This is a genomic window from Selenomonas sp. WCT3, from assembly GCA_900100835.1.
In the GTDB taxonomy this organism is placed as follows: domain Bacteria; phylum Bacillota; class Negativicutes; order Selenomonadales; family Selenomonadaceae; genus Selenomonas_A; species Selenomonas_A ruminantium_E.
In genome coordinates, this window is record FNCM01000002.1 from 125,333 (window position 1) to 145,958 (window position 20,626).

Sequence of the window (20,626 nt, forward strand, 5' to 3'; positions counted from 1 at the left end):
GTTAGCCTTCTTTCTGCTCGGCTTTATAAGCCTCCTGCAGTGCAATCGCCAGCTGATCCGGGCACGAGGTCGACTTGCCGTTGCACGTATTCCCCGTAAAGCGCTCGATGACGAAATCCATATCCATCCCCTCTACGAGTTTGGAAATCCCCTTGAGATTGCCATTGCAGCCTCCCTCAAACGCCACCTTTTTGATGACCTTACCCTCAAGTTCCACCGTAATCTTTCTCGCACAAGTGCCATTGGTCTTATATTCGTAAATGCTCATTGCTTTCGCTCGCTTTCCTTATACTTCTTGATTCTTTATCCTATCTTACTGAATTTTCCTCAGATTAGCAATTACTTACTCCTTATTTTTTTTATAAATTACGGATATTTCATTGGTAAATATGTCCCATATCGGCTATAATTACAAATAGATTATTAACTCATTAGAAGGGGTTCATTATGAGCACAACCAAATGCCAGATACCCACAACCTTCGGAGAAGAAGTATTCTCGGCACTAGAAAATTTCGACCGCCGAATTTACTTTCGTTGGGACTTACGAACTGATAAGCTGGAATTAAAGCAACCGGTTGCCAATCACTCTTACGACATTGGAACCGGTCTCTTGGATGCCTCTACTAAGCTTTGGCACTCCGGCCTTATCCACCCCGATGACCTTCACATTTTCCGCTATTTCCTACATAAAATATACCACAGCAGTTCGCGCTATTTGGGCCGCACCTGCAACCAGGCCTGCAAAATCCGGATTCGCAGTCATAAGAAAACAGACTACCTCTGGTCCGAAATCCATATCATTACCTATTTCGATGACCATCAGCCGGTGATTGCCTTCGGCAACCTCCGCAATATCCAGGCGCAAAAACTCTGGCAGCAGCGCATCGAGCAGGAAGCCTCCTTTGATAAACTCACAGGCCTGCTCAATAAAGAGACCTCCCGCCATCGCATTTCTGAGTATCTAGACTCCCTCGCCAACGAAGCCGAGCAGGCTGGTCTACTGCTAATCGATGCCGATGGCTTTAAGGGCATCAACGACAGCTTTGGTCATCTATTCGGCGATGCGGTGCTTGCCGACATGGGCAGCGCCATCAATCACAATTTCCGGCAATCGGACATAAAAGGACGCATCGGCGGCGACGAATTTATCGTGCTGTTCCGCAACCTAAACGATTTGCAAATTCTCCACAATCGCTGCCAAGTGCTCATCCAAAAATTGCAGCGCCAATACCAAAACGGAACCCAGACCCTGCCCTTTTCCATCAGCGTCGGCGTATCCCTCTACCCGGAACATGGCACCGATTACGCGGAACTGTTCAAACATGCTGACCGGGCACTCTACGAAGCGAAAAGCAAGGGCAAAAATCAATACGTCATCTATCATAACAGTCTGTTCAACCAAGCGGCGTCAGCCAAGTCTCGTGTCCCCAACGATTTTGAAGACCTTCAGCAGAAAGCCTTTAAGGACAATATGATTGAATTCATCTTCAAACTCCTCTACGAAACCAACAGTCCCGATGCGACGATTTCCCTATCCCTGTCCATGTTTGGAAAGCGCTTTAATCTGGACCGGGTAGCCCTTGACCTCTTTGACCCGGATGTCAATCAATATACCACCGCCTATGAGTGGCTGAGTCCCAACGGTGTTTCGTTAAAATCCGCCGCCCATAACACCAGCCTTTTCTCCCAGATTGCCCAACGCAACGATTTGATTCTCAATCGTTATAAGGCAACCTCCTATGGGGTCATGTCCATTTGTGAGGACACCACCAAAGCTGCCAGCAGTTATCAGCCAGCACTAACCGCCCTTCACCTCGGCGCTTTTGCCCACTGCATGATAACCCATGGCTCCGATACTTTGGGCTGTATCGGCTTTGAAAGCCGTCAGCCCCGCCCCTTTGATGACGAATGCCTCCACGCCCTGAGCATCTTTGCCGTCATCCTGGGCAACATCCTTTTGACTTCCTATTCCGATGACAAGCTGCGCCAGCAAAACAGTCATCTTCGCGACCTGTTAGACCACATGCAGGAAATGGTCTATGTGGTCGACAAAATAACCCTGATGCCTCTGTACTTCAATCAGGCGATACGGCAGACCCTGTCGGAATCCTCGGCAGGCCATCCCTGCTACGAACTATTTCACCAGCGCATGACGCCTTGTCCAGACTGCCCCGTCCAAAAACTTTCCGGCGAAGGCAGTGAATACATCGCCTGTGACCTCAGCAACTGGGATAAAGAACGCCCCACCACCACCCGCGCCTGCAATCTCCACTGGAACCAAAACGAAAACGACCCGCCACTGGCGTTGGTCATCCAGGAACCCTTCTGAAAAAAGGCAGTCCGTTGAAAAATCAGCGGACTGCTTTTTTGATTGCATAGTGCTATACTTATCTTTATGGTATATCGATTTCAATAAAAGTGAGGCTTTTCTTATGGTATCCAACCTTCCCCTATGGAAAAAGAATCTGCTGATTTGCTGTACGGCATCCTTTATCGTCTCCATCGGCATGAGCCAAATGGCACCAATCCTGCCCCTCTATATCGCAGAACTAGGCGTCGATAATCCTGCTGATGTGGCCCGCTGGGCAGGCATCGTCTTTGGCTGCAACTTCATCAGCCTTGCCATCTTCTCCCCCATCTGGGGCCGGCTATCCGACCGCTTCGGCCGCAAGCCAATGATTCTGCGCGCCTCGGGCTGGCTCGGCCTCATCATGATTGGCATGGGCTTTGCGCAAAGCGTCTGGCATCTCGTCATCCTGCGCCTGCTGCAAGGCTGTCTTAGCGGGTTCCAAGCCGCCGTTATCCCGCTGCTGGCACAGGAAACGCCGAAGGAACACTCCGGCTGGGCCATGGGGATGTTCTTCACCGCTCAGGTTTCCGGCGGACTTATGGGGCCGGTATTCGGCGGCTGGCTCAGTGAAACCATCGGGTTCCGCAATTCCTTCTTTTGCATCGGCACCTGCTGCCTGCTGGGATTTCTCGCCCTAACCCAAGTGCACGAAACAAAAAAGGCTGCCTGCACCACCAGCGCTGACAGCCCCTGCCCATCGTTTCGCCGCCTACCGCAGCGCAATGTAATCCTCGGCGTATTCCTGACCACGGTACTGCTTCACTTCTCCCTGACCTGTGTCGCACCGCTCCTAACGGTCTACATCCAGGAAATCGCCGGCAACATCGACCATCTGGCCATCATATCCGGCGCAGTCTTCTCCGCAGCGGGCTTTGCCAGCATGCTGTTTGCCTCGCGGCTTGGCAAGCTTGCCGACCGCATCGGCTCCGAACGCATCCTGTTCTCCTGCCTGCTGCTCTCAGGCCTCGTCTCCATCCCCCAGGGATTCGTCACCGCCCCCTGGCAGCTTGGCGTCCTGCGCTTCGTCCACGGCATCGCCATCGCCGGACTCATGCCGTCTACCAACAATCTCATCCGCCAGCTCTCCCCACCAGCACTGATGGGCCGCATCTTCGGCTTCAACCAGTCCGCCCAGTTCATCGGTATGTTCAGCGGTGCCTTCTTTGGCGGCCAGTTAGCCGCCCTAATCGGCATCCGCAGCCTGTTCCTGCTGGTTGCGGCATTGCTGATTGTAAATGCTATGTGGTGCAAGTTCACGATAAAGACGCTTTAAACTTTTGACTTACCGGGACACGCTTATAACAAAAATGGCTGAAGTAGTATCTGCGCTACTTCAGCCATTTTTTATTTCTCTAACGATGGCACCTTACCCATGATAGCAGCCATTACAGCGACCAGACATACCAGGGCGGCGCCAAGGCCCAGCCAGCCGTTGGCGGTGATGCCGTCGACTACGTAACCAATTACACAGCAGCCCGCTACCGTCATGACGTATGGCAGCTGTGTGTTGACGTGGTCAATGTGATGACACTGGGCACCGGCCGACGCGAGGATTGTCGTATCAGAAATCGGCGAAGCATGGTCGCCGCCTACAGCACCGGAAAGGATAGCGGCCACACAGACCACCAGCATATTGGGATCCATGCCGACAACGGCTACAGCAATCGGAATCAGGATGCCGAAGGTACCCCAGGAAGTTCCCGTCGCAAAGGCGAGGCCCATAGCCACCAGGAAGAAAATCGGCGGCAGGAACATGATAAGGGATGCGTTGGCACTGACAATGCCGCCAACGAACCCGCCAAGGTTCAGATATTTATCACTGCAAATGCCCGAAAGCGTCCAGGCAAGGCAGAGGATAAAGATTGCCGGCGTCATGGCCTTAAAGCCCCAGCCGAAACTGTCGCAAAAGGCATTGAAGGAAATGACTTTGCGGGGCAGATAGAGGAAACCCGTAAAGATAAAGGCAATGAAGGAACCCAGCACGAGGGATTTCGAGGAATCACAGTTGGCAAAGGCCTCAGCGATGCTCTTGCCCTCATGAATGCCGCCCGTGTAGAGCATGCCATAAACGCAGGCCGCAATCAGGACGAACAGCGGCAGCAGCAGATCGATAATCTTGCCATTGCCTTCCTCTTCATGTTTGATGCCCGTCGTATCCTGGTATTCCTTCGGAACGACAAAATTCTCATTGCTCTCGCGAACGCTCTTGGCCATAGCACCATAGTCACGGCCCGTCCAAATCAAGAAGACCATAAAGATAAGCGTCAGCCAAGCGTAAAGATTGAACGGAATCGTCTGCAGGAACAGGGAGAAACCGTCAATCTCACTGCCTTCCGGCAGCGAGGAACCAACAGCGGCCGCCCAGCTCGATACCGGGGCGATGATGCAGATTGGTGCCGCCGTGGCATCGATGATGTACGCAAGCTTTGTACGGGCAATCTTGAATTTGTCGGTGACCGGACGCATGACCGTACCGACAGTCAAGCAATTGAAATAATCATCGATGAAGATAACCAGTCCTAAAAGGGCCGTAACGAGCGAAGCACTGCGCTTGCCGTTAATGGCCTTAGCTGCCCACTCCCCGTAGGCGCGGGTTGCACCACTGCGCGTGATGGCCGCCACGAGGATGCCCAGGATGACCAGGAATACGAGGATGTTGACATTGCTGCCAACTTTATCCGACATGACCGCAAACATCGTCAGAATTGATTCTAAGATATTGCCCCCTGTAAAGAGCAACGCCCCAGAAAAAATACCGATAATCAGCGACATATAAACTTCTTTCGTCCAGAGAGCCAGCGCAATCGTAATGACTGGTGGCAATACAGACCAGACGGATTCTGCCATGAACATAACCTACCTTCTGTTATACTTGTACATTACAACATTACAATATTACATACTTTATTTTTCACGTGTACTATTGTATAACATTTTTTGCATAGTATCAATAAAAATTTAAGCATTTTTTGCAAGCTTTGTGAATTCATCGGCAAGCTTGGCAAATTCTTCGAGGGAAAGGGTCTCGCCGCGGCGCGTCATCTCGATACCAGCGGCCTCCATGGCATCGCGAACCTGCTCCTTGGGGAAGCCGCCGCCCTTCAAGGCATTCGAAAGGGTTTTGCGGCGCTGGCCAAAGGCGGCCTTTACCACCCGGAAAAACATCTTCTCCTCCATGACGGCAACAACTGGCGTCTCACGAACCTTGCAGGCGATGACGACGCTGTCGACTTCCGGCGCCGGGATAAAAGAACGAGGCGGAACGTCGAGAACGATTTCCGGTTCCGTATAATACTGAACCGCCACCGACAGAGCGCCATAAGTCCGGGAACCGGGCTTTGCAATCATGCGCTCGGCAACTTCCTTCTGCACCATGGTGACCATGCGCGTAATCGGCAGGTGACGCTCGAGCAGGGTCATGAGAATCGGCGTCGTGATATAGTAAGGCAGGTTGGCCGCCACTTTAAAGGGCCCCTCTCCCATGATTTCCGGGATATTTACCTTGAGGATATCTCCCGGCACAATGGTGACGTTATCATAGGCCTTGAGGGTCTCGGCCAGCACCGCTGGCAGTTTCTTGTCCAGCTCGACGGCCGTTACCTCAGCACCAGCCTCGGCAAGACCTTGGGTCAGGGTGCCGATGCCCGGGCCAATCTCCAGCACCCGTTCTCCCGGCTGGATCTCCGCCGCATCAACAATGCCCTGGACGATGGTCGCATCAATCAGGAAGTTCTGGCCGAGTTTCTTGCTCATGCGCAGGCCGAAGGCCTTCAAAATGTGATTGGTTACAGAACGGCTGGCAATCTTTGGCTGTAAAATTTCTTCATCCTGGTGGTTCATACTTCCTCCTTGTCAAGCTGCGCCACAGCGTCAGCAAATTCTTCTCTCGTTACTCCATAATGGTTGAGCCGTTTCAAAAAGGTCTTGGCATTGGCAAAGCCAAGGCCGAGGATTGCTCCCAAACGGGCACGGCGCTGGCTGGCCCGGTCAGCCCCCGACAAATCATGCATGATGAGGTCCGCTCCCGTAAAATTCTTCGTGGGCTCCCAGTCCAGCGTACGCACCTTCTCGAGCGCCTTGCGGATGGCATCGGGCTTGGCCTGTTCGATGCCGATGTCATCGTTATCGGTGGCATCTTCCACCGGCACAAAGGCGTGCTTGGCCTTGGGGAAACGGCGCGAAAGATACAGGCGAATGCGCTCGCCAGCCGAATCCGGATCCGTCATGATGATGATGCCGCGTTTTTTATAAGCCTGTTCAATATTCTTGAGCGCCTGGGGCTTCAGGTTGAATCCTTCCGTAATGATGCAGTCAGCTTCGACGGCTTTATCGATAGCCACCACATCCATCTTGCCCTCAACCACCAATACTTCTTTTATCATAAAAATTCCTCGTATCCTTCTGGTTTAAAGTACGGTCTTAACCGCCCTGTATACCTCGTCATGGATGGCCGCAATGCTGCGCGGCTCCCCGCCCTCACTGCAAATGACTTTTGACCAGTCATATTTAGCCGCCAGCTCCAAATAGGCGGCATGACAGCGGTGCAGATAGCCAGTATCCTTTTCGTGAATGTCCTTCTCCGTCCCCGTTTCCTTGGCCCGGGCCGCAATGAGCTTATCGGCAACCTCCGGCGCCATGTCGAGGAATACGACTTTATCCGGCACAGGCAGGCCGATTTTCACAAACTCAAAATCCCAAAGCCAGTCGAGGAACGCTTCCCGCTCCTTGGCATCGGTGAGCTTCACCGCCTGATGAACCATGTTGCTGGTCGTGTAGCGGTCAGCCAGGATAATATCGCCGTTATCGTAGAATTCCTTCCACTTCATGCGGAAGGACGCATAGCGGTCGACAGCAAAAAATGTCGAGGCCGCAAAGGCGTTGACATCCTCGGCATGGCCGCCGAAATCCCCTCGCAGGTACATGCGCACCAGCATGGACGAATCGGCCGCGTAGTCGGGGAACTCGATGCGATGGACGCGATAGCCATCGCGAACCAAATGGTCATAAAGGGCCTTGGTCTGGGTGGCCTTGCCTGAGCCATCGCCAGCTTCTATAATAATGAGTTTTCCTTTGCTCACGATTCTTTCACTACCTTCAATGTCTTTAGATTGGTATCCTGGGGGCCCACCACTTTGAGTCCCAGCTTTTGCATGGCGCGGATATAGTCAAGACTTGACTGGTCAATTCTATCCCCCGGCGCCAGGATTGGAATCCCCGGCGGGTAGAACATCAGCTGCTCGGCTGCAATGCGGCCGGCAGCTTCTGCAAAGGGCACCTGCTCATAGTCAGCAAAGAACGCCGCCCGCGGCGTCATGCCAAGCACAGGCACAGCTGGCATAGCTGCCGGAACCGAGAATTGCTCTTTTCCCTTATAGCGGGCTGCCAGTTCCTTAAGCGCGGCCAAAAGTACCGCCGTCTCATGCTCCGTATCCGCATAGGAGATGATAAAGAGCAGATTATAGGCATCAGAAAGCTCGCACTGAATCTTATATTCATGGCGCAGGATTTCTTCTGCCTGGGGCCCGCTGATGCCAAGCTGGCGCAGGCTGACCGTAACCTTGGTAAGGTCTAGGCCAGATGCCCCCTCTGTCTGCAGGTAATCAGCACCAAAGGACCAGAGGCCGTCAATTCTATTGATATCCTGGCGAAGCTTTTCGGCAAGTTTTACCGCACGGCCAACTTTTTCGGCACCGTCTTCCGCCAGTTGCAAACGGGCGATATCCAGGGATGCCAGCAACAATTGATTGGGACTTGTCGACTGCAGCAGACTTGCCGCCTGACGGACACGCTCCGCATTGACCCGCGGCCCCTTTACCAGCAGCATCGAGGTCTGCGTCATGCTTCCCACAATTTTATGGGTGCTCTGGGCCGCCATATCGGCCCCGGCATCGATGGCCTGGAGCGGCAGAGCCTCAGAGAACTTCAGATGGGGGCCATGGGCTTCATCCACCAGCAGCAGCATGTTATGGGCATGCAGCTCGTCGGCAATGGCCTGCAAATCCACCGTTACGCCGTAATAGGTGGGGTAAACCAGGGCCAGCGCCTTGGCCTCAGGATGGGCCGCAATGGCCTTTTTGATCTCGCTTAGGCGAAGGCCCATGGCAATACCCAGCCGCTCGTCGATTTCCGGCTGGATGAAGACAGGCTTTGCCCCCACCAGAATGATGCCGCCAATCATCGAACGATGTGCATTGCGCGGCACCAGCACCGTATCACCAGGACGGAGCGCCGCCATCAGCATTGTATGGATGGCACCGCTCGTGCCGTTAATCATAAAATAGGCCGCATCGGCACCATAAAGCTCCGCGGCTAGTTCCTGCGCTTCGCGGATGCACATCGTCGGCTCATGGAGGTCGTCGAGTTCCTCCATCAGCGAGACTTCCTCGCGAAGTCCCTCCTCCGTAATGAGATTTTTGAGCAGTGGATGCGCGCCGAGCCCCTGTTTATGTCCCGGCGTATGAAAAGCGAGAGCGCCGTCTCGCGCGTAAGCCTGCATAGCCTCCGCAATCGGCGCTCTTAGCTGATTTGATTGGATTGAACGATCTTTTTTCATCACGATTTTTTACCCTTATCGGGAGTGTTGATTACCTTTACCTCTTCCTTCTTGGCACCAGGAAGCTTGTTGGGTACGCGCAGATGTATGCGGGTGCCCTTGCCAATAGTAGACAGCACATTGAGGTCCGCACCGATAATCTTGGCGCGCTCCTTCATGCCCATAATGCCAAACTGTCCGGCATGATCCGTACCATCTGCCAGGATTTCGCCCGCCGGAACATCGGGAATCTCGGGGTCAGCCTCCGCATCGAAGCCCTTGCCCTCATCCTCTACCAATACCGACAAGGCCTGCGGCTGGTATAACAGGCGAACCCGCGCCTTATCCGTTCCCGCGTGATGCGCGACATTGTTCAAAGCCTCCTGCACCACACGGAAAATGGCAATCTCTACGTGTTTCGGCAAATCATACGATTTGCCATCGACACTGAAATCCGTCGACAGAATGCCACGGGAAGCCAGCCGTCCCACCAGCTGATTGATTGCCGGGGCTAGTCCCAAGTCATCCAGCGCCATCGGACGCATGTCGAAGATAACCTGACGCACATTGCTCAAGCAGTCACGAATCTGCTGCCGCAGCTCCTGCAAGGTACGCTTAGCTTCTTCCGGGTCATAATCAATGAGTTTTTCCGCAATCGAGGTCTGAAAAATGAGGTTTGCCAAATCCTGCGCCGGGCCATCGTGAATCTCTCGCGAGACACGATAGCGTTCCTCTTCCTGCGCCTTGATGATGCGCGCCCCAACGAACTTATCCTTTTGGACCGCTTCGATTTTCCAGACTACCCCGCTGACCTGCGAGCTCAAATACGAAAGCACCGAGCCAATCGCCAGTGCCAGATGCTCTGCCTGAACCAGCATCACCTGCAAATGGCGCAGGCGAAGTTCCAGTTTGTCACGCTGCTGTCGCAGGGCCTGTTCCTTCTCCCTCTCGACACCGAGCTCAACCTGGACGTTCTTGACTGCTTCATAGCTGGCACGGATTTTCTCTTCGGAATAATCCTGGAAATTGCCGCTGACCATGACCAGATGCTGTTTTTCCCGCTGCTCTTTCTTCGCCAGCTCATCCACCCGGTCAATCGTCTGCCGCGCCTGCTCTTTTAATTCCTGCAGCTGCTTTTTACTATTTTCAACCTCTGTACGGGCTGTTTCGTATATTTCAAAAATCTGCGATTTACTATTTTCAATCGTGTCAATGGTATTCGTCAGGATGCTTTTCAGGGAACCTTCCTTGATACCACCATTGCCATCCATCAGGGATTCATTGTTGAGGGCTGCCATACTGTTCCTCCCTATTTTTACTTCTTATGCCGCTTGTTAAACCAGCGAATTACCAGCAACCCCAAAATCGCTCCTGCCAAAATCTGCAAGTCCGACATCCTGAATAAGGAATCCGCTCCGTTTTCCTGGACCTTTGTATAAATTGCACCAATTACCAGCAATACCACCAGTAAATTGGATATTGCTTTGCCATGTTGTTTCAAGAAAGAAATACTGCTCACCTCCAGGTATGCACACTTATCCCAACTTACTCTCCTTTAAATTTTACTATGAAAAATCGGGAAGTCAAGCGAGACTTGCTTTTATCCCAAAATACCTTTAAAATAAAAGAAGTGTCAAAACTTTGACCCATTTCTAACATACTGAAAGGTGATTCAATATGAGCATTTTTTCTCGTTTCTTGCCGACAAGGAAACCGGTAGAAATAAAGAACAACATCCCGAAAGAAAAAGCCAACATCCGCAAGACCTTCGGCATCTATTGCCATAGCCATCACAAAACTTCCGGCGATGCGCTTTGCCCCAAATGCACAGCACTACTCGCCACGGTTATGACGAAGATGAACCGCTGCCCGTACGGTATCACCAAACCAATCTGCGATCGTTGTGACCGCACCGTCAACTGCTTTGGCTCCAAACAGGCCCAGGAATTCCTGCATGTCATGGGTTCCAGTCAGAAGCGCATGTTCCTGCGCCACCCCATCATGGCTTTCAAACACAAACTGGCCAGCATGGGCGTTGATTATGCCAAATATCAGCAGGCCAAAAAAATCGACGACAAGGTCAAAGCCAAAGAAGAAGCGTCCAAGAAACGCGCAAAAGACAGAAAAGCAAAAAAATAACCAGCTGAAATACAGCGCCCCGTTGACCTATTTGCCAACGGGGCGTTTTCTATCATTACGCAAAAAGTCCGAGGACTCTTCGCCGCGAGTCCTCGGACTTTTTATCGCTGATATTTATTTTACCAAATGCAAGGAAGGGCGTTCTTCCTTGTCTTTTTTTTCTTCCGAATCGGATTGCTTCGAGGCAAACTTAGGCTGTGGCTTGTGCCCATGGTCGCAGATGTTCAGCAGGATTCCCATGGCAATCATCGTGACCAGCAGGGAAGATCCGCCATAGCTGATAAAGGGCAGCGGTACACCGACGACAGCGAACATGCCGCCAACCATGGCCATATTCGCCAAAGCCTGTCCCAAGATGAGCAGCATGATGCCCGTAGCCAAAATCTGTCCGAATTCATCTTCTGCTCGATTCGCAATGCGGACACAAAAGAAAATCATCAAGGCGAACAACAGGAAAACCATCAAGGCACCGACATAGCCATGCTCCTGACAGAAGATCGCGAACGCAAAATCCGTATGGGCCTCAGGCAGATACTCGTATTTGCTGACGCCATCGCCAAGCCCCATGCCCCAAAAGCCACCAGAGCCGATAGTCGACAACGACTGAACGGTCTGATAACCGATTCCCTGCGCATCCGACCATGGGTCAAGCATGATCTTGATTCGGTTCAAGCGATAGGGCTGCAGGAAAATCAAACCTACGACACCGGCTAGGACAACAGCTCCCATGCGAACGATTTTCATAACGTTCATCCCGGCTACCACGGACATGATAAGCGGCACACCGCAAATAATCGCCGCCGTTCCCAAATCCGGTTCCAACTCCGTAAGACCGGCCATAACCGCGATAATACCATACTGCAGATTGACGACGGATATCTCTTTGCCCCGTTTTATCTGACTGGCCAAAACCGCCGCTGCCAGCATCAGGCTGAGCAATTTGGCAAACTCCGCCGGCTGGAAGGCGATAGCACCGACGCCCAGCCAACGCTTAGCACCATTGACGCTGTTTCCCACCACAAGAACGGCCGCCAGCGACACAAGCATCACCATCAGCAGCATCGGCATCCAGTTGCGCCAGCGCCGGTAATTGATGCGCCGGCAAACCAGAAAAGCAATCAACCCAATTCCGAGCCAAATCGTATGGCGAATCAAAAAGTGATACGGTGTCTCATAATCGATTGTCGACAGGACGAAACTAGAACTAAAAACGTTAATCGTCCCCAAGACCAAGAGAATAACCATGATGACGATGATCGGTTCTGCATCATTGCTCCACAGGGTCTTCCTTATCCGCATGATATTGCCCCCTTACGGAAAGATAACCTCACAGCGGTTAATCTTCTCACCAAAACCGCTGAACTTGCGTTCATACTCGGTCATGATGTTGTCGGGACGGTTCTCGGCATGAAGGTCAAACGAAACATCGCGGACCGGCAATTTTGCTTCCTCGAACTGCTCCAGCGAAAAATCGAAGAGTGGACGATTATCCGTCTTGAAGTGAAGCTCCCCTGGCTTCTTCAGCAATCGGCGGTATTTCTCCAAAAAGCCCACATGAGTCAAGCGGCGTTTCGCGTGACGCTTCTTCGGCCATGGGTCACAGAAATTGATGTAGAACCGATCTACCTCATCTTCCGCAAAGATGTTTTCGATATTGTTGATATCAAAAACGAGCAGACGCACATTGGTAAGTTCCTTTTCCGCAATCTTCTTGGCAGCGGAATAGAGCACATCCTGCTGAGCTTCAATGCCAATGTAGTTGATATCGGGGTTGCGCTCTGCCAGCTGGCTGATGAAATCGCCTTTTCCCGTTCCCAATTCAACATGAAGCGGTGCCTGACGGCCAAAAATCTCCGCCCATTTCCCCTTTTTCTCTTCACCAATCTCCTGATCGCGGCTGATGACAAATGCATCAAATTCGTGGATTGCCTCATCCACCCAGGGTTTTCTTCTTAAACGCACAATCTTGCTCCTTTATCCTCGTTATTTCTTCTCCAGGCCATATTTCTTGAGGTAACGATACAGCGTAACACGGCTGACATTCAAGAGGTTTGCCAAGCGGCTGACATTCCCACCGGCTGCCTGCCAAGCCTTGACGAATACCTCTTTATCTTCTTTCCATTTGTTATCGGGTTTAACATCGCCCATCAGGCTGATGTTAGCCGGGCCGATTTCAGCTCCCGGCGTATTGAAGAACGCATACTCCAACACGCTTTGCAACTGCTTGATGTTGCCTGGCCAATCGTATTCTTCCAGAACTTTCTCCGTCTCCGGCAGAATGCGTTTCGACTCCATCTGATGCTGTTCGGCCAGCTCGCCGATAATATGACGGGCAAGCGCTGGGATATCTTCCCGACGGCTTCTAAGGGCCGGCACGCGAACCACGCTGCGGCTCACAATGTCATAGAGCTCACGTGCAAAGAGGCCGCGCTCGGTAAGGCGTTTGAGATCGCTGTCGCACGCCGCGATGATGCGGACATCAATCGTGCGCTCGACGGATTCGCCCACACGGCAAGCCTTGCCTTCATCCAAGGCACGCGCCAGCTGCTGGGCAATGTTCTTCGGCATTTTCTCGATCTCGTCGAGGAACAGCGTACCACCCGAAGCCAGTTCCAGACGTCCCTGATGGCTAACCTCTGGATTCAGCATGACACCGAAAAGCTCCTGCTCGAGAAGTTCCGGCGTAGCATCGCCGCAGCGAAGCGTGATAAGCGGACCTGCGGCGCGCGAGCTTGCCTGATGGATACCATGCGCCATGCGCTGCTTGCCGGTACCAGCCTCACCCTGAATCAATACATGATGGTGGTTCTTGGCAACGCGGGCCGCCTTATTGCGAACACTCTGGAACGTCGAACCGTCACCGACCATGGAGTTGAGGCTGTATTTTGCCGTGTAGCCAGCGGCATGTGCCACCAGGGTACGCAAATCTTCAATCGGCATGGAGACGACAACGACGCTCTGAACCGCCTGATCCTCATCCCGTTCCAACGGTACCACCGTCGTAATATCTTCATACGTCTTAGCCGGCGTAATCCAAGTGACTTCTTTATTGTAGGACGGCACCCCACGGAATCCCTTGTAGATTGGGGTGTGCTGATAGTTCATGATGACATCGTTGAGGTTGGACGTATGGCGGCCGGCCTCATTCTTCTTCGCACCGATGCCCTCAAGGCGCGTATGACCGAGCTGGTTTGCATAAGCGACCTCACCACCTGGCATGACATGATAGACGGCAAACGGCGTTGCGTCGAGGATTGCCTCCTCGGCCTTGATGCGCATTGCCTCAGTCAGATGCTCCTCCAATGCGGTCTTCATCGTCAAGAGCAGCGAAATGACCGCATCCTGCGGCATCGCAATCTGCTCCATCGATACCAGCGTGATGATGTAATGGAACTCACCATTTACCTTGACTGGCGCCGAGCAAGCGTCACCGAGCTGACACTCTTTGACCCACATCTCCGGTCCAAACATCCAGAATGGCGTCTGATGCTCGTAAGCAATGCAGATGGACGACGTACCGACTTCTTCTACACCGACACGGGTTCCTTCGATTTCTCCCGGCGTCATTTGGTAAAACGGCAGCGAATAGCTCTTGAGCACCGTGCAGTCTGCATCGACGAGCAACAGACTCAGATTGTACTCCTGGAAAAATTCGCGAATCCCTTCGCTGAGTTTGCTCAAGTAATCAATCGCATCGCGGTGCTTGTTCTGCAGCTCCAAGAATTCCTCCTTGGACAGCTTGTGCTCCACTTCCATTTTCTCGCGATTGATGGCAAGACTCTGGCTCTTTTTCCAGGACTCCGCCACCCAAGGATGGACGTTCGGGTCGAGTATCCCCTCTTCCGTGAATTTCTGATAATAAGCTTCGAGTTTGCTTCTGCTGCGATGTTCTCTAATCATAGCTCAGCCTCCTGTTAATCCTCTATTTCCTTTTCCGGATCTCTTCCGGAATTTTCTCGTTTCGTAAATATCGTAACTTACATTTTACCAAGCATCCCGTTATCATGCAATTCCTTTTGTCCTATTTCCCAGCAAAATCTATAAATTTGACTCGCTAAAAAGAACAAACTTCAAATAACCGCCGATGTGGTTAAATCTTGATAAAGATCCGGCGACGATACAAGTACTCTGCCAATCCCCACCAACAGCTGCACCAAAGAACCGTAAACAAAAAAATACTAAATGGAATTCCCCCGATTCCCTTGACCGTCATCCCCCACAGCCGTGGAAAAAGTGCCGCCTCCGGCGAAGGCAGCATCCATAAAAGCGTAAGTGCTGCTCCCGTCAACATATAAATCAAAATAGGATTCATGCCAAAGACGCGGAACGGATGAAAGCAAAACGACGACAGTTTCGGCAGAAGCGAAAACAGGACATGCAACAAGAGCGCGAGCAACATAAAGGCACTGCTGGTAAAGAGTACATAAGGGGCTGTCCACAACGGCTTGCTTATGATGTCCACCTGATTCCAAATAACCCCTGCACCAGCCAATACGATGCCATAGCTTAACAATTGCAATAGCGCCTCCGGCGTGTTCTCCAACAGCAACCGTCCTGCAAGCATTCCCAGCAGCATCGAAGCCGTGCAGGCAATGGTCCCATAAAGCCCTTCCGGATCAAAGGATGCCCCCATATAGCAATGGGCTGATCCCGGAATGACCTGATCGATAGCCGAACTGATATTGTCCGCTTGCGCAAAAGGCGCATCCGGCGAAAAGCAATGAAATCCCACGGATGATACCAACAGGAAAAAAAGTGCGGCCATAAGCAAATCGATTTTCGTATGCAAAACGCGTCCCAGCACAATGCCCACGGCATAAACCATCGCCAAGCGCTGCAACACCCCAAAGAGCCTTCCCTGGCCCCACAAATCCGCCCAAAGCGACCCAACTGCCGTCCCCGGCAGAAGTAGATGCTGGAAAAGAATCGGCATGACGTTGTATAAAATGCCGAGCAGGAACAAAATCCCAGCCCGATGCATTACCTTGCCGAGCATCTCCGGCCACCATTCCCGCTCATGCTTTTGCAGCCAGATGGCAGCTGCCGCTCCCATCGCAAATACAAATCCTGGGAACGCCATATCGGCAAACGATATTCCCTGCCACGTCGTATGAAGCATCCAAGGATAAGCCTGCTCAAAATCTGGCACGGCATCTACCATTATCATGCATACGATGGCCAATCCTCGAAATACATCGAGGGATTCCAACCGCTCTTTCTTTGCTTTGATCCGCATCAAAAATCCTCACTTTTTCAATTTCTTTTTGCCAACCTGGTAGAGTTTCTCCACAGAATCTGCTTCCGTGCAAAGCGTGATGCTGCACAACAGCTTTAACTCTACTGTCTTTTGCTGCACCACAAATGCGCCTCGAAACTGCTGCTGGATATCCGCCGCCCGGTTCTCAAGTTCCCCAGGTTTCTCAAAGTAACTAAGCACCCCGAATACGCCACCTTTTATCCGCGCCACCGAGCACTCTTTCCCACAACTATTACGCAGCCGGTCCGCAATCAAACGCAAACATTCATCCACCGAAGCAGATTCCAGCTGCCTCATCAGACTCCTATAATCCTCCCATTCTACGAGAATAAGGCCAAATTTGCGGCCGTGATACTGCATCTGTTCCTCATAATCAAAATACACTTCATAAAAGCCTTTTTCGTTCATGAGATCCGTTACCTTATCCTGCCGCACATCGCTCAGAATATTTACCATGCGTTGCTGCAGCCTGTCCGCATCCCGAAAATATCCCATCAATCCAACAATCCGGCCGCGATCATACAGCGGCCATTTGTTGCAAACAATCGAATGCGCAATCCCCTTGATGATGCAATTCCCCGGTGCATCACGAACCACCTGCCCCTTGGCAATAACATCAAGCTCATCGCTCTTATAGGGCTGATCGTCCACATGCCAGTGCATCTCCTCGTCATTTTTGCCGACGATATCCTCCAACGATTTTATCCCGTAATAATCGAGGAATGCCTGACTGACCCCCAGAAAGCGGCGATTTTCATCTTTCCAAAAATAACAATCCTGGGTCTGTCGCATAAGATTGCGCCAAAGCATCGCCTGCTGCTGCTGGTTACGCCGCGCCTGCGAAAAGGTCTCTTTCCCCTCAACATCGCGGTTTTCGCTCTGCATGATGGTTTCTACCAAGGACACATCTTCGAGGTTTGCCTGTTTTACGCACAACAATACAAGATTATCAGAATTATCGTCCATATGCAACCAAATATACTGCCGCCAGGAATAGGTTCCATCCTGATTTTTGGTTCGGAAGAAGCCTTCCACATACCCCACCTGACTCTCAGTAATGTGCTCATGCACGTCCATCCCGGTCACAAAATCCAGATACCGCTGCCGGTCATCCGGGTGAAGCAGTTCCTCAACCATATACCGGCGATAGTCCTTGAGTCCATAGGCATTGCTTTGCGCCCTGCTTTCTCCCTGTTTGGAAAACAGCACCGGCTCGGCACAATCCCGTTCGAAATCAATCAGCACGATATCCTCAAACAGCGTACTGACCTCGCGCATCACCCGATCCAAGCGCTGCTTCGCCACATTCTCGCTATCCGATGACAGATTGATAAGAGTGACCCGATACAGGCATTTATGCTCATACTCCGCCGAGCGTTCAAATTTCATCATCAGATACTGCCCGCGATTGGAATAGAACATCACATCTTCTTTTTTATGATGCCTCAATTTGTCGGCAAATTCCCTAAGCCGCAAATGAAGCGAAGAAAATCTGGAATTTATCGTGCGCTCAAGCTGGGAAATTCCTTGAAGTTCCATTTCCTTGAGCTGTTCAAAAAACGCCCCATTGGCATATAACACCCGAAATACTTTCCCATCATCTTCAAAAATCGCCGTTGGCTGATCGGTAATCACATTGATGCGGCCAGCCTGATCGTAGTAGTGCTGCCAATCCAGCGAGGCAATCTTCAGTCCCTTGCTGATGATATTGTCGATGGATTCCTGGAACGGAAGTGGCTTGCCAAACAAATATCCCTGCACTTTCTCACAACCAATACTGCGCAAGAATTCAAACTGCTCCTCCGTCTCCACTCCTTCTGCCAAAGTTTGGATGCCAATTTTCTTGGCCATATCGACCGTCGAAGTGAGAATTGCCTGTGACCGGTCGTTGAAGGAAGATAAAAACATCATGTCCAGTTTTATCTCATCGAATTGATAATCCTTCAAAACGTTAAGGGACGAATAACCACTGCCGAAGTCATCCATCCAGACCTGATAGCCGGCATCATGGAATTTCTGGATCTCTGTCTGCATGCAGAGCCCATTATCAAAGAGCATACTCTCCGTGATTTCGATATGGATCATATACCGTGGAATCCGATACTTATCCACGGCTTCTTCAATCTGCTGGAAAATATTGCAGAGCAAAAAATCCAGCCGCGACAAATTGAACGACACTGGCACGACTACCAGCTGCTTATCCATGCGCTCCCGCATCAACCGGCAGGTCTCACGAACAATATAGATATCCAGCTTATAGATCTGCCCGCTGTCCTCCAAGGCACTGATAAACTGACCAGGATTCAAAAAGCCATAGATCGGGTCTATCCAACGAGCCAACGCCTCCATACTGCAAAGCTCTTTCGACAGCGTGCGAACCACTGGCTGATAATAAAGCTTTATCCAATGGTATTCAAGTGCCACGTCGATATGGCTCGATACGTATTCGTAGATTTCCAGTTGCTTATGAATCTCCTTCGAATAATACTGTACCGAAGCGGTAATCTTATTCCTGATACTGTCGCATGCTATCTTAGCAAAATCAAGCGCAACAATCGGTTGAATCGACTGCTTGTCTTCCCACTCAAATACCCCGGCTTTCATTTCCAGCAGCATTTCATCGCTTATCGCTTTTATTGCTTCTCGGACCTTTTCCAGACGCTCTTGAATGCTATTTTCCTGTGTCAACACCCCAAAGTGGTCATTATTGAGGCGCGCCACATAGTCCTGCGGAAAAATATCCTGCAGGATTTTCCCCACTGCTTTGAGGCAGGCATCCCCAGCCTCAAGCCCATAACGAATGTTATAGTGCTTGAAATTATGTATGTTTACGAAAATAAATGCCACCGGTCTCGCCACCGGTGAATTCATCATAGATTGCAGTAATTTCTGCGATGCCTCCAAAAAACGCCGCAGACTCATGAGCCCGGTCACCCGATCGACTTCGAACGTTTGCGACTTTATCTCGACATCCGCAATAAAGACATAATAAAGAGGCCCTTCTTCCGGATCATCCACCAAGCGGCCAAAATCCTCGACATAGGAAATGGCCCCTTTTTTCGTCGTAATGAAATAAGCCACATGATCGAACCGTTTATCATGCGTTTCTACCTGATACGCGATATCCTGTTCAACCGCCTCGAGTTCATTGCGATTTACCATACCGCGAAAACTACCGCCTACATATTGATAAAACTCCGAAAAAGTCTCACACTCAAAAAGTCTCAATACCTGCTCATTCGCATATAAGATTTCTTCTGACTCATCAGCTCTATAAATAAAGAAACCGCCTGGCAAAAAATCCGTTTTCGCCGCCAGTTTTTTTCCTACTGCTCCGATGTTCATCGTTATTCACCCTATCCTTTCAGGCGAGTTCCGGCATATTAGTATTTATAATCTTCGCGCAAAAAAATCGTATTCCTGCTATCTTTACGCCGAATCCGAAATTATGCTTCACGATTTGTATCGTTGCATCGTGTCATGGTATAATGTTTTTGTTGATTTTAAAGCAAAGGAGCTTCCATTATGGCAAAGCAATATAAAAAATTACAGAAAAAAGTTTATCCTAAAGTCGAAGACCCACGCAAGAAAGAGCAAGAAAAAATCGGAAAAGACTATCTGCTGTTGGCTGTCATTTCCTTTACCCTGGTAGTTACCCTGTTCGGTTGGCAGACTTTCGATGCCCTGAACCGGGCGATGTATGTCCTGCTCACCTTCTCGCTTGCCATGACGTATATTTACCGCCATGCAAAGATTTCCGAGAACGCTCGTATTTACGTAAATCGAGCCAGCCTTTGCTCGATGGGTCTTGCCATCGGCATGTTCTGCCTTGCCCTCTGGCATGAGTTCAACAAATAAAATTCTATCAAAAAAGAGCTATCCATTCGGATAGCTCTTTTTGCTGTTTGGTTATTCCTGAAACTCGGTCTTCGTTGCCCGCAGGCGTGCCATAGCACGCTGCATAGCGAGCTGAGCCCGCTCCACATCGATATTCTTGGCTTCAGGTGCTCCCTGGTGAAGAAGGGCCAGACGCTCTTTGGCACGAGCCATGGCATCTTTAGCACGATTGATGTCGATATCAATCGGCTGCTCAGCTGCCGTAGCCAGCACCGTAATCTTATCCGGCGTAACTTCCATAAAACCACCAGCTACCGCAATAAGCTGTTCATCGCGGTCAGCGCCTAAGCGCACGCGCATGGCATGGGGCACAAGCCCCGTAACCAGCGGAGCATGTTTCGGCAGGATGCCGAGCTCGCCGCCCGTAGAACGGACGATGAGCATGCTGATGTCTGCGGAGTAAACAACTTTATCCGGAGAGACAATCTCTAGCTTGATAGTCGCCATAG

General features: G+C 51.2%; 17 protein-coding genes. 4 read left to right on the forward strand and 13 right to left on the reverse strand.

Annotation, left to right across the window (positions count from 1 at the left end; translation table 11 throughout):
• Position 1: 1 nt before the first annotated feature.
• Positions 2 to 268, reverse strand: coding sequence for a TIGR03905 family TSCPD domain-containing protein (locus BLQ36_RS02335; protein ID WP_033171502.1), 267 nt, complete (start codon positions 266 to 268; stop codon positions 2 to 4).
• 179 nt (positions 269 to 447) lie between these two features.
• Between BLQ36_RS02335 and BLQ36_RS02340 the strand changes: the two genes are divergently transcribed.
• Together BLQ36_RS02340 and BLQ36_RS02345 are read left to right on the forward strand one after the other, a co-directional pair.
• Positions 448 to 2,331 carry a GGDEF domain-containing protein gene (locus BLQ36_RS02340; protein WP_081342190.1) on the forward strand — a complete coding sequence of 628 codons (1,884 nt, stop codon included), beginning with the start codon at positions 448 to 450 and terminating at the stop codon, positions 2,329 to 2,331.
• A gap of 103 nt (positions 2,332 to 2,434) precedes the next feature.
• Positions 2,435 to 3,625, forward strand: coding sequence for an MFS transporter (locus BLQ36_RS02345; protein ID WP_074513791.1), 1,191 nt, complete (start codon positions 2,435 to 2,437; stop codon positions 3,623 to 3,625).
• A gap of 71 nt (positions 3,626 to 3,696) precedes the next feature.
• Here the strand turns inward: BLQ36_RS02345 and BLQ36_RS02350 are convergent, their stop codons facing one another.
• The 6 genes from BLQ36_RS02350 to BLQ36_RS02375 form a co-directional block, all read right to left on the reverse strand.
• Positions 3,697 to 5,199, reverse strand: coding sequence for a Na+/H+ antiporter NhaC family protein (locus BLQ36_RS02350; RefSeq protein WP_074513947.1), 1,503 nt, complete (start codon positions 5,197 to 5,199; stop codon positions 3,697 to 3,699).
• A gap of 111 nt (positions 5,200 to 5,310) precedes the next feature.
• Positions 5,311 to 6,192, reverse strand: coding sequence for a 16S rRNA (adenine(1518)-N(6)/adenine(1519)-N(6))-dimethyltransferase RsmA (rsmA, locus tag BLQ36_RS02355; RefSeq protein ID WP_180364821.1), 882 nt, complete (start codon positions 6,190 to 6,192; stop codon positions 5,311 to 5,313).
• Positions 6,189 to 6,734 (reverse strand): ribonuclease M5, encoded by a 546-nt coding sequence (gene rnmV, locus BLQ36_RS02360; protein ID WP_074513792.1) that lies wholly within the window; start codon positions 6,732 to 6,734, stop codon positions 6,189 to 6,191. Before rnmV ends, rsmA begins: the two co-directional genes overlap by 4 nt.
• 24 nt (positions 6,735 to 6,758) lie before the next feature.
• Positions 6,759 to 7,430, reverse strand: coding sequence for a dTMP kinase (locus BLQ36_RS02365; protein ID WP_074513793.1), 672 nt, complete (start codon positions 7,428 to 7,430; stop codon positions 6,759 to 6,761).
• Entirely contained in the window at positions 7,427 to 8,905 is a 1,479-nt protein-coding gene (locus BLQ36_RS02370) for an aminotransferase class I/II-fold pyridoxal phosphate-dependent enzyme (RefSeq protein WP_074513794.1), read from the reverse strand. The genes BLQ36_RS02365 and BLQ36_RS02370 overlap by 4 nt, the downstream gene beginning before the upstream one ends.
• Positions 8,905 to 10,182: a sensor histidine kinase gene (locus BLQ36_RS02375; RefSeq protein ID WP_074513795.1), complete on the reverse strand. Its 1,278-nt coding sequence runs from the start codon at positions 10,180 to 10,182 to the stop codon at positions 8,905 to 8,907. The genes BLQ36_RS02370 and BLQ36_RS02375 overlap by 1 nt, the downstream gene beginning before the upstream one ends.
• A 379-nt stretch (positions 10,183 to 10,561) precedes the next feature.
• Here BLQ36_RS02375 and BLQ36_RS02385 point away from each other — a divergent pair, with 379 nt between their 5' ends.
• The gene (locus tag BLQ36_RS02385; protein ID WP_074513797.1) at positions 10,562 to 11,023 is read left to right on the forward strand and encodes a nitrous oxide-stimulated promoter family protein; all 462 of its coding nucleotides are present in this window, start codon (positions 10,562 to 10,564) and stop codon (positions 11,021 to 11,023) included.
• 114 nt (positions 11,024 to 11,137) lie between these two features.
• Here the strand turns inward: BLQ36_RS02385 and BLQ36_RS02390 are convergent, their stop codons facing one another.
• The 5 genes from BLQ36_RS02390 to BLQ36_RS02410 all read right to left on the reverse strand — a co-directional run bounded on the left by BLQ36_RS02390 (position 11,138) and on the right by BLQ36_RS02410 (position 19,625).
• On the reverse strand, positions 11,138 to 12,322 hold the full coding sequence (locus tag BLQ36_RS02390; protein WP_074513798.1) for an FtsW/RodA/SpoVE family cell cycle protein: 1,185 nt from the start codon (positions 12,320 to 12,322) through the stop codon (positions 11,138 to 11,140).
• A 12-nt stretch (positions 12,323 to 12,334) separates the two neighbouring features.
• Positions 12,335 to 12,985 (reverse strand): tRNA (guanosine(46)-N7)-methyltransferase TrmB, encoded by a 651-nt coding sequence (gene trmB / locus BLQ36_RS02395; RefSeq protein ID WP_033171513.1) that lies wholly within the window; start codon positions 12,983 to 12,985, stop codon positions 12,335 to 12,337.
• 21 nt (positions 12,986 to 13,006) lie between these two features.
• On the reverse strand, positions 13,007 to 14,923 hold the full coding sequence (locus BLQ36_RS02400; protein ID WP_074513799.1) for a sigma 54-interacting transcriptional regulator: 1,917 nt from the start codon (positions 14,921 to 14,923) through the stop codon (positions 13,007 to 13,009).
• 190 nt (positions 14,924 to 15,113) lie between these two features.
• On the reverse strand, positions 15,114 to 16,259 hold the full coding sequence (locus BLQ36_RS02405; protein ID WP_074513800.1) for an acyltransferase family protein: 1,146 nt from the start codon (positions 16,257 to 16,259) through the stop codon (positions 15,114 to 15,116).
• A gap of 9 nt (positions 16,260 to 16,268) precedes the next feature.
• Complete coding sequence (locus BLQ36_RS02410) at positions 16,269 to 19,625, reverse strand: EAL domain-containing protein (protein WP_074513801.1); 3,357 nt, start codon at positions 19,623 to 19,625, stop codon at positions 16,269 to 16,271.
• A gap of 180 nt (positions 19,626 to 19,805) precedes the next feature.
• Between BLQ36_RS02410 and BLQ36_RS02415 the strand changes: the two genes are divergently transcribed.
• Positions 19,806 to 20,138, forward strand: coding sequence for a hypothetical protein (locus BLQ36_RS02415; RefSeq protein ID WP_033171516.1), 333 nt, complete (start codon positions 19,806 to 19,808; stop codon positions 20,136 to 20,138).
• A gap of 51 nt (positions 20,139 to 20,189) precedes the next feature.
• On the opposite strand, the gene BLQ36_RS02420 is transcribed toward BLQ36_RS02415, so the two are convergent.
• Positions 20,190 to 20,624, reverse strand: coding sequence for a F0F1 ATP synthase subunit epsilon (locus BLQ36_RS02420; protein ID WP_033171517.1), 435 nt, complete (start codon positions 20,622 to 20,624; stop codon positions 20,190 to 20,192).
• Positions 20,625 to 20,626: the final 2 nt, after the last annotated feature.

Excerpts from the sequence above, each read along its gene's own strand:
- BLQ36_RS02335 (WP_033171502.1), bottom strand. The coding sequence starts at position 268 with ATGAGCATTTACGAATATAAGACCAATGGCACTTGTGCGAGAAAGATT.
- BLQ36_RS02340 (WP_081342190.1), top strand. The coding sequence starts at position 448 with ATGAGCACAACCAAATGCCAGATACCCACAACCTTCGGAGAAGAAGTA.
- BLQ36_RS02345 (WP_074513791.1), top strand. The coding sequence starts at position 2,435 with ATGGTATCCAACCTTCCCCTATGGAAAAAGAATCTGCTGATTTGCTGT.
- BLQ36_RS02350 (WP_074513947.1), bottom strand. The coding sequence starts at position 5,199 with ATGGCAGAATCCGTCTGGTCTGTATTGCCACCAGTCATTACGATTGCG.
- rsmA (WP_180364821.1), bottom strand. The coding sequence starts at position 6,192 with ATGAACCACCAGGATGAAGAAATTTTACAGCCAAAGATTGCCAGCCGT.
- rnmV (WP_074513792.1), bottom strand. The coding sequence starts at position 6,734 with ATGATAAAAGAAGTATTGGTGGTTGAGGGCAAGATGGATGTGGTGGCT.
- BLQ36_RS02370 (WP_074513794.1), bottom strand. The coding sequence starts at position 8,905 with ATGAAAAAAGATCGTTCAATCCAATCAAATCAGCTAAGAGCGCCGATT.
- BLQ36_RS02375 (WP_074513795.1), bottom strand. The coding sequence starts at position 10,182 with ATGGCAGCCCTCAACAATGAATCCCTGATGGATGGCAATGGTGGTATC.
- BLQ36_RS02385 (WP_074513797.1), top strand. The coding sequence starts at position 10,562 with ATGAGCATTTTTTCTCGTTTCTTGCCGACAAGGAAACCGGTAGAAATA.
- BLQ36_RS02390 (WP_074513798.1), bottom strand. The coding sequence starts at position 12,322 with ATGCGGATAAGGAAGACCCTGTGGAGCAATGATGCAGAACCGATCATC.
- BLQ36_RS02400 (WP_074513799.1), bottom strand. The coding sequence starts at position 14,923 with ATGATTAGAGAACATCGCAGCAGAAGCAAACTCGAAGCTTATTATCAG.
- BLQ36_RS02405 (WP_074513800.1), bottom strand. The coding sequence starts at position 16,259 with ATGCGGATCAAAGCAAAGAAAGAGCGGTTGGAATCCCTCGATGTATTT.
- BLQ36_RS02410 (WP_074513801.1), bottom strand. The coding sequence starts at position 19,625 with ATGAACATCGGAGCAGTAGGAAAAAAACTGGCGGCGAAAACGGATTTT.
- BLQ36_RS02415 (WP_033171516.1), top strand. The coding sequence starts at position 19,806 with ATGGCAAAGCAATATAAAAAATTACAGAAAAAAGTTTATCCTAAAGTC.
- BLQ36_RS02420 (WP_033171517.1), bottom strand. The coding sequence starts at position 20,624 with ATGGCGACTATCAAGCTAGAGATTGTCTCTCCGGATAAAGTTGTTTAC.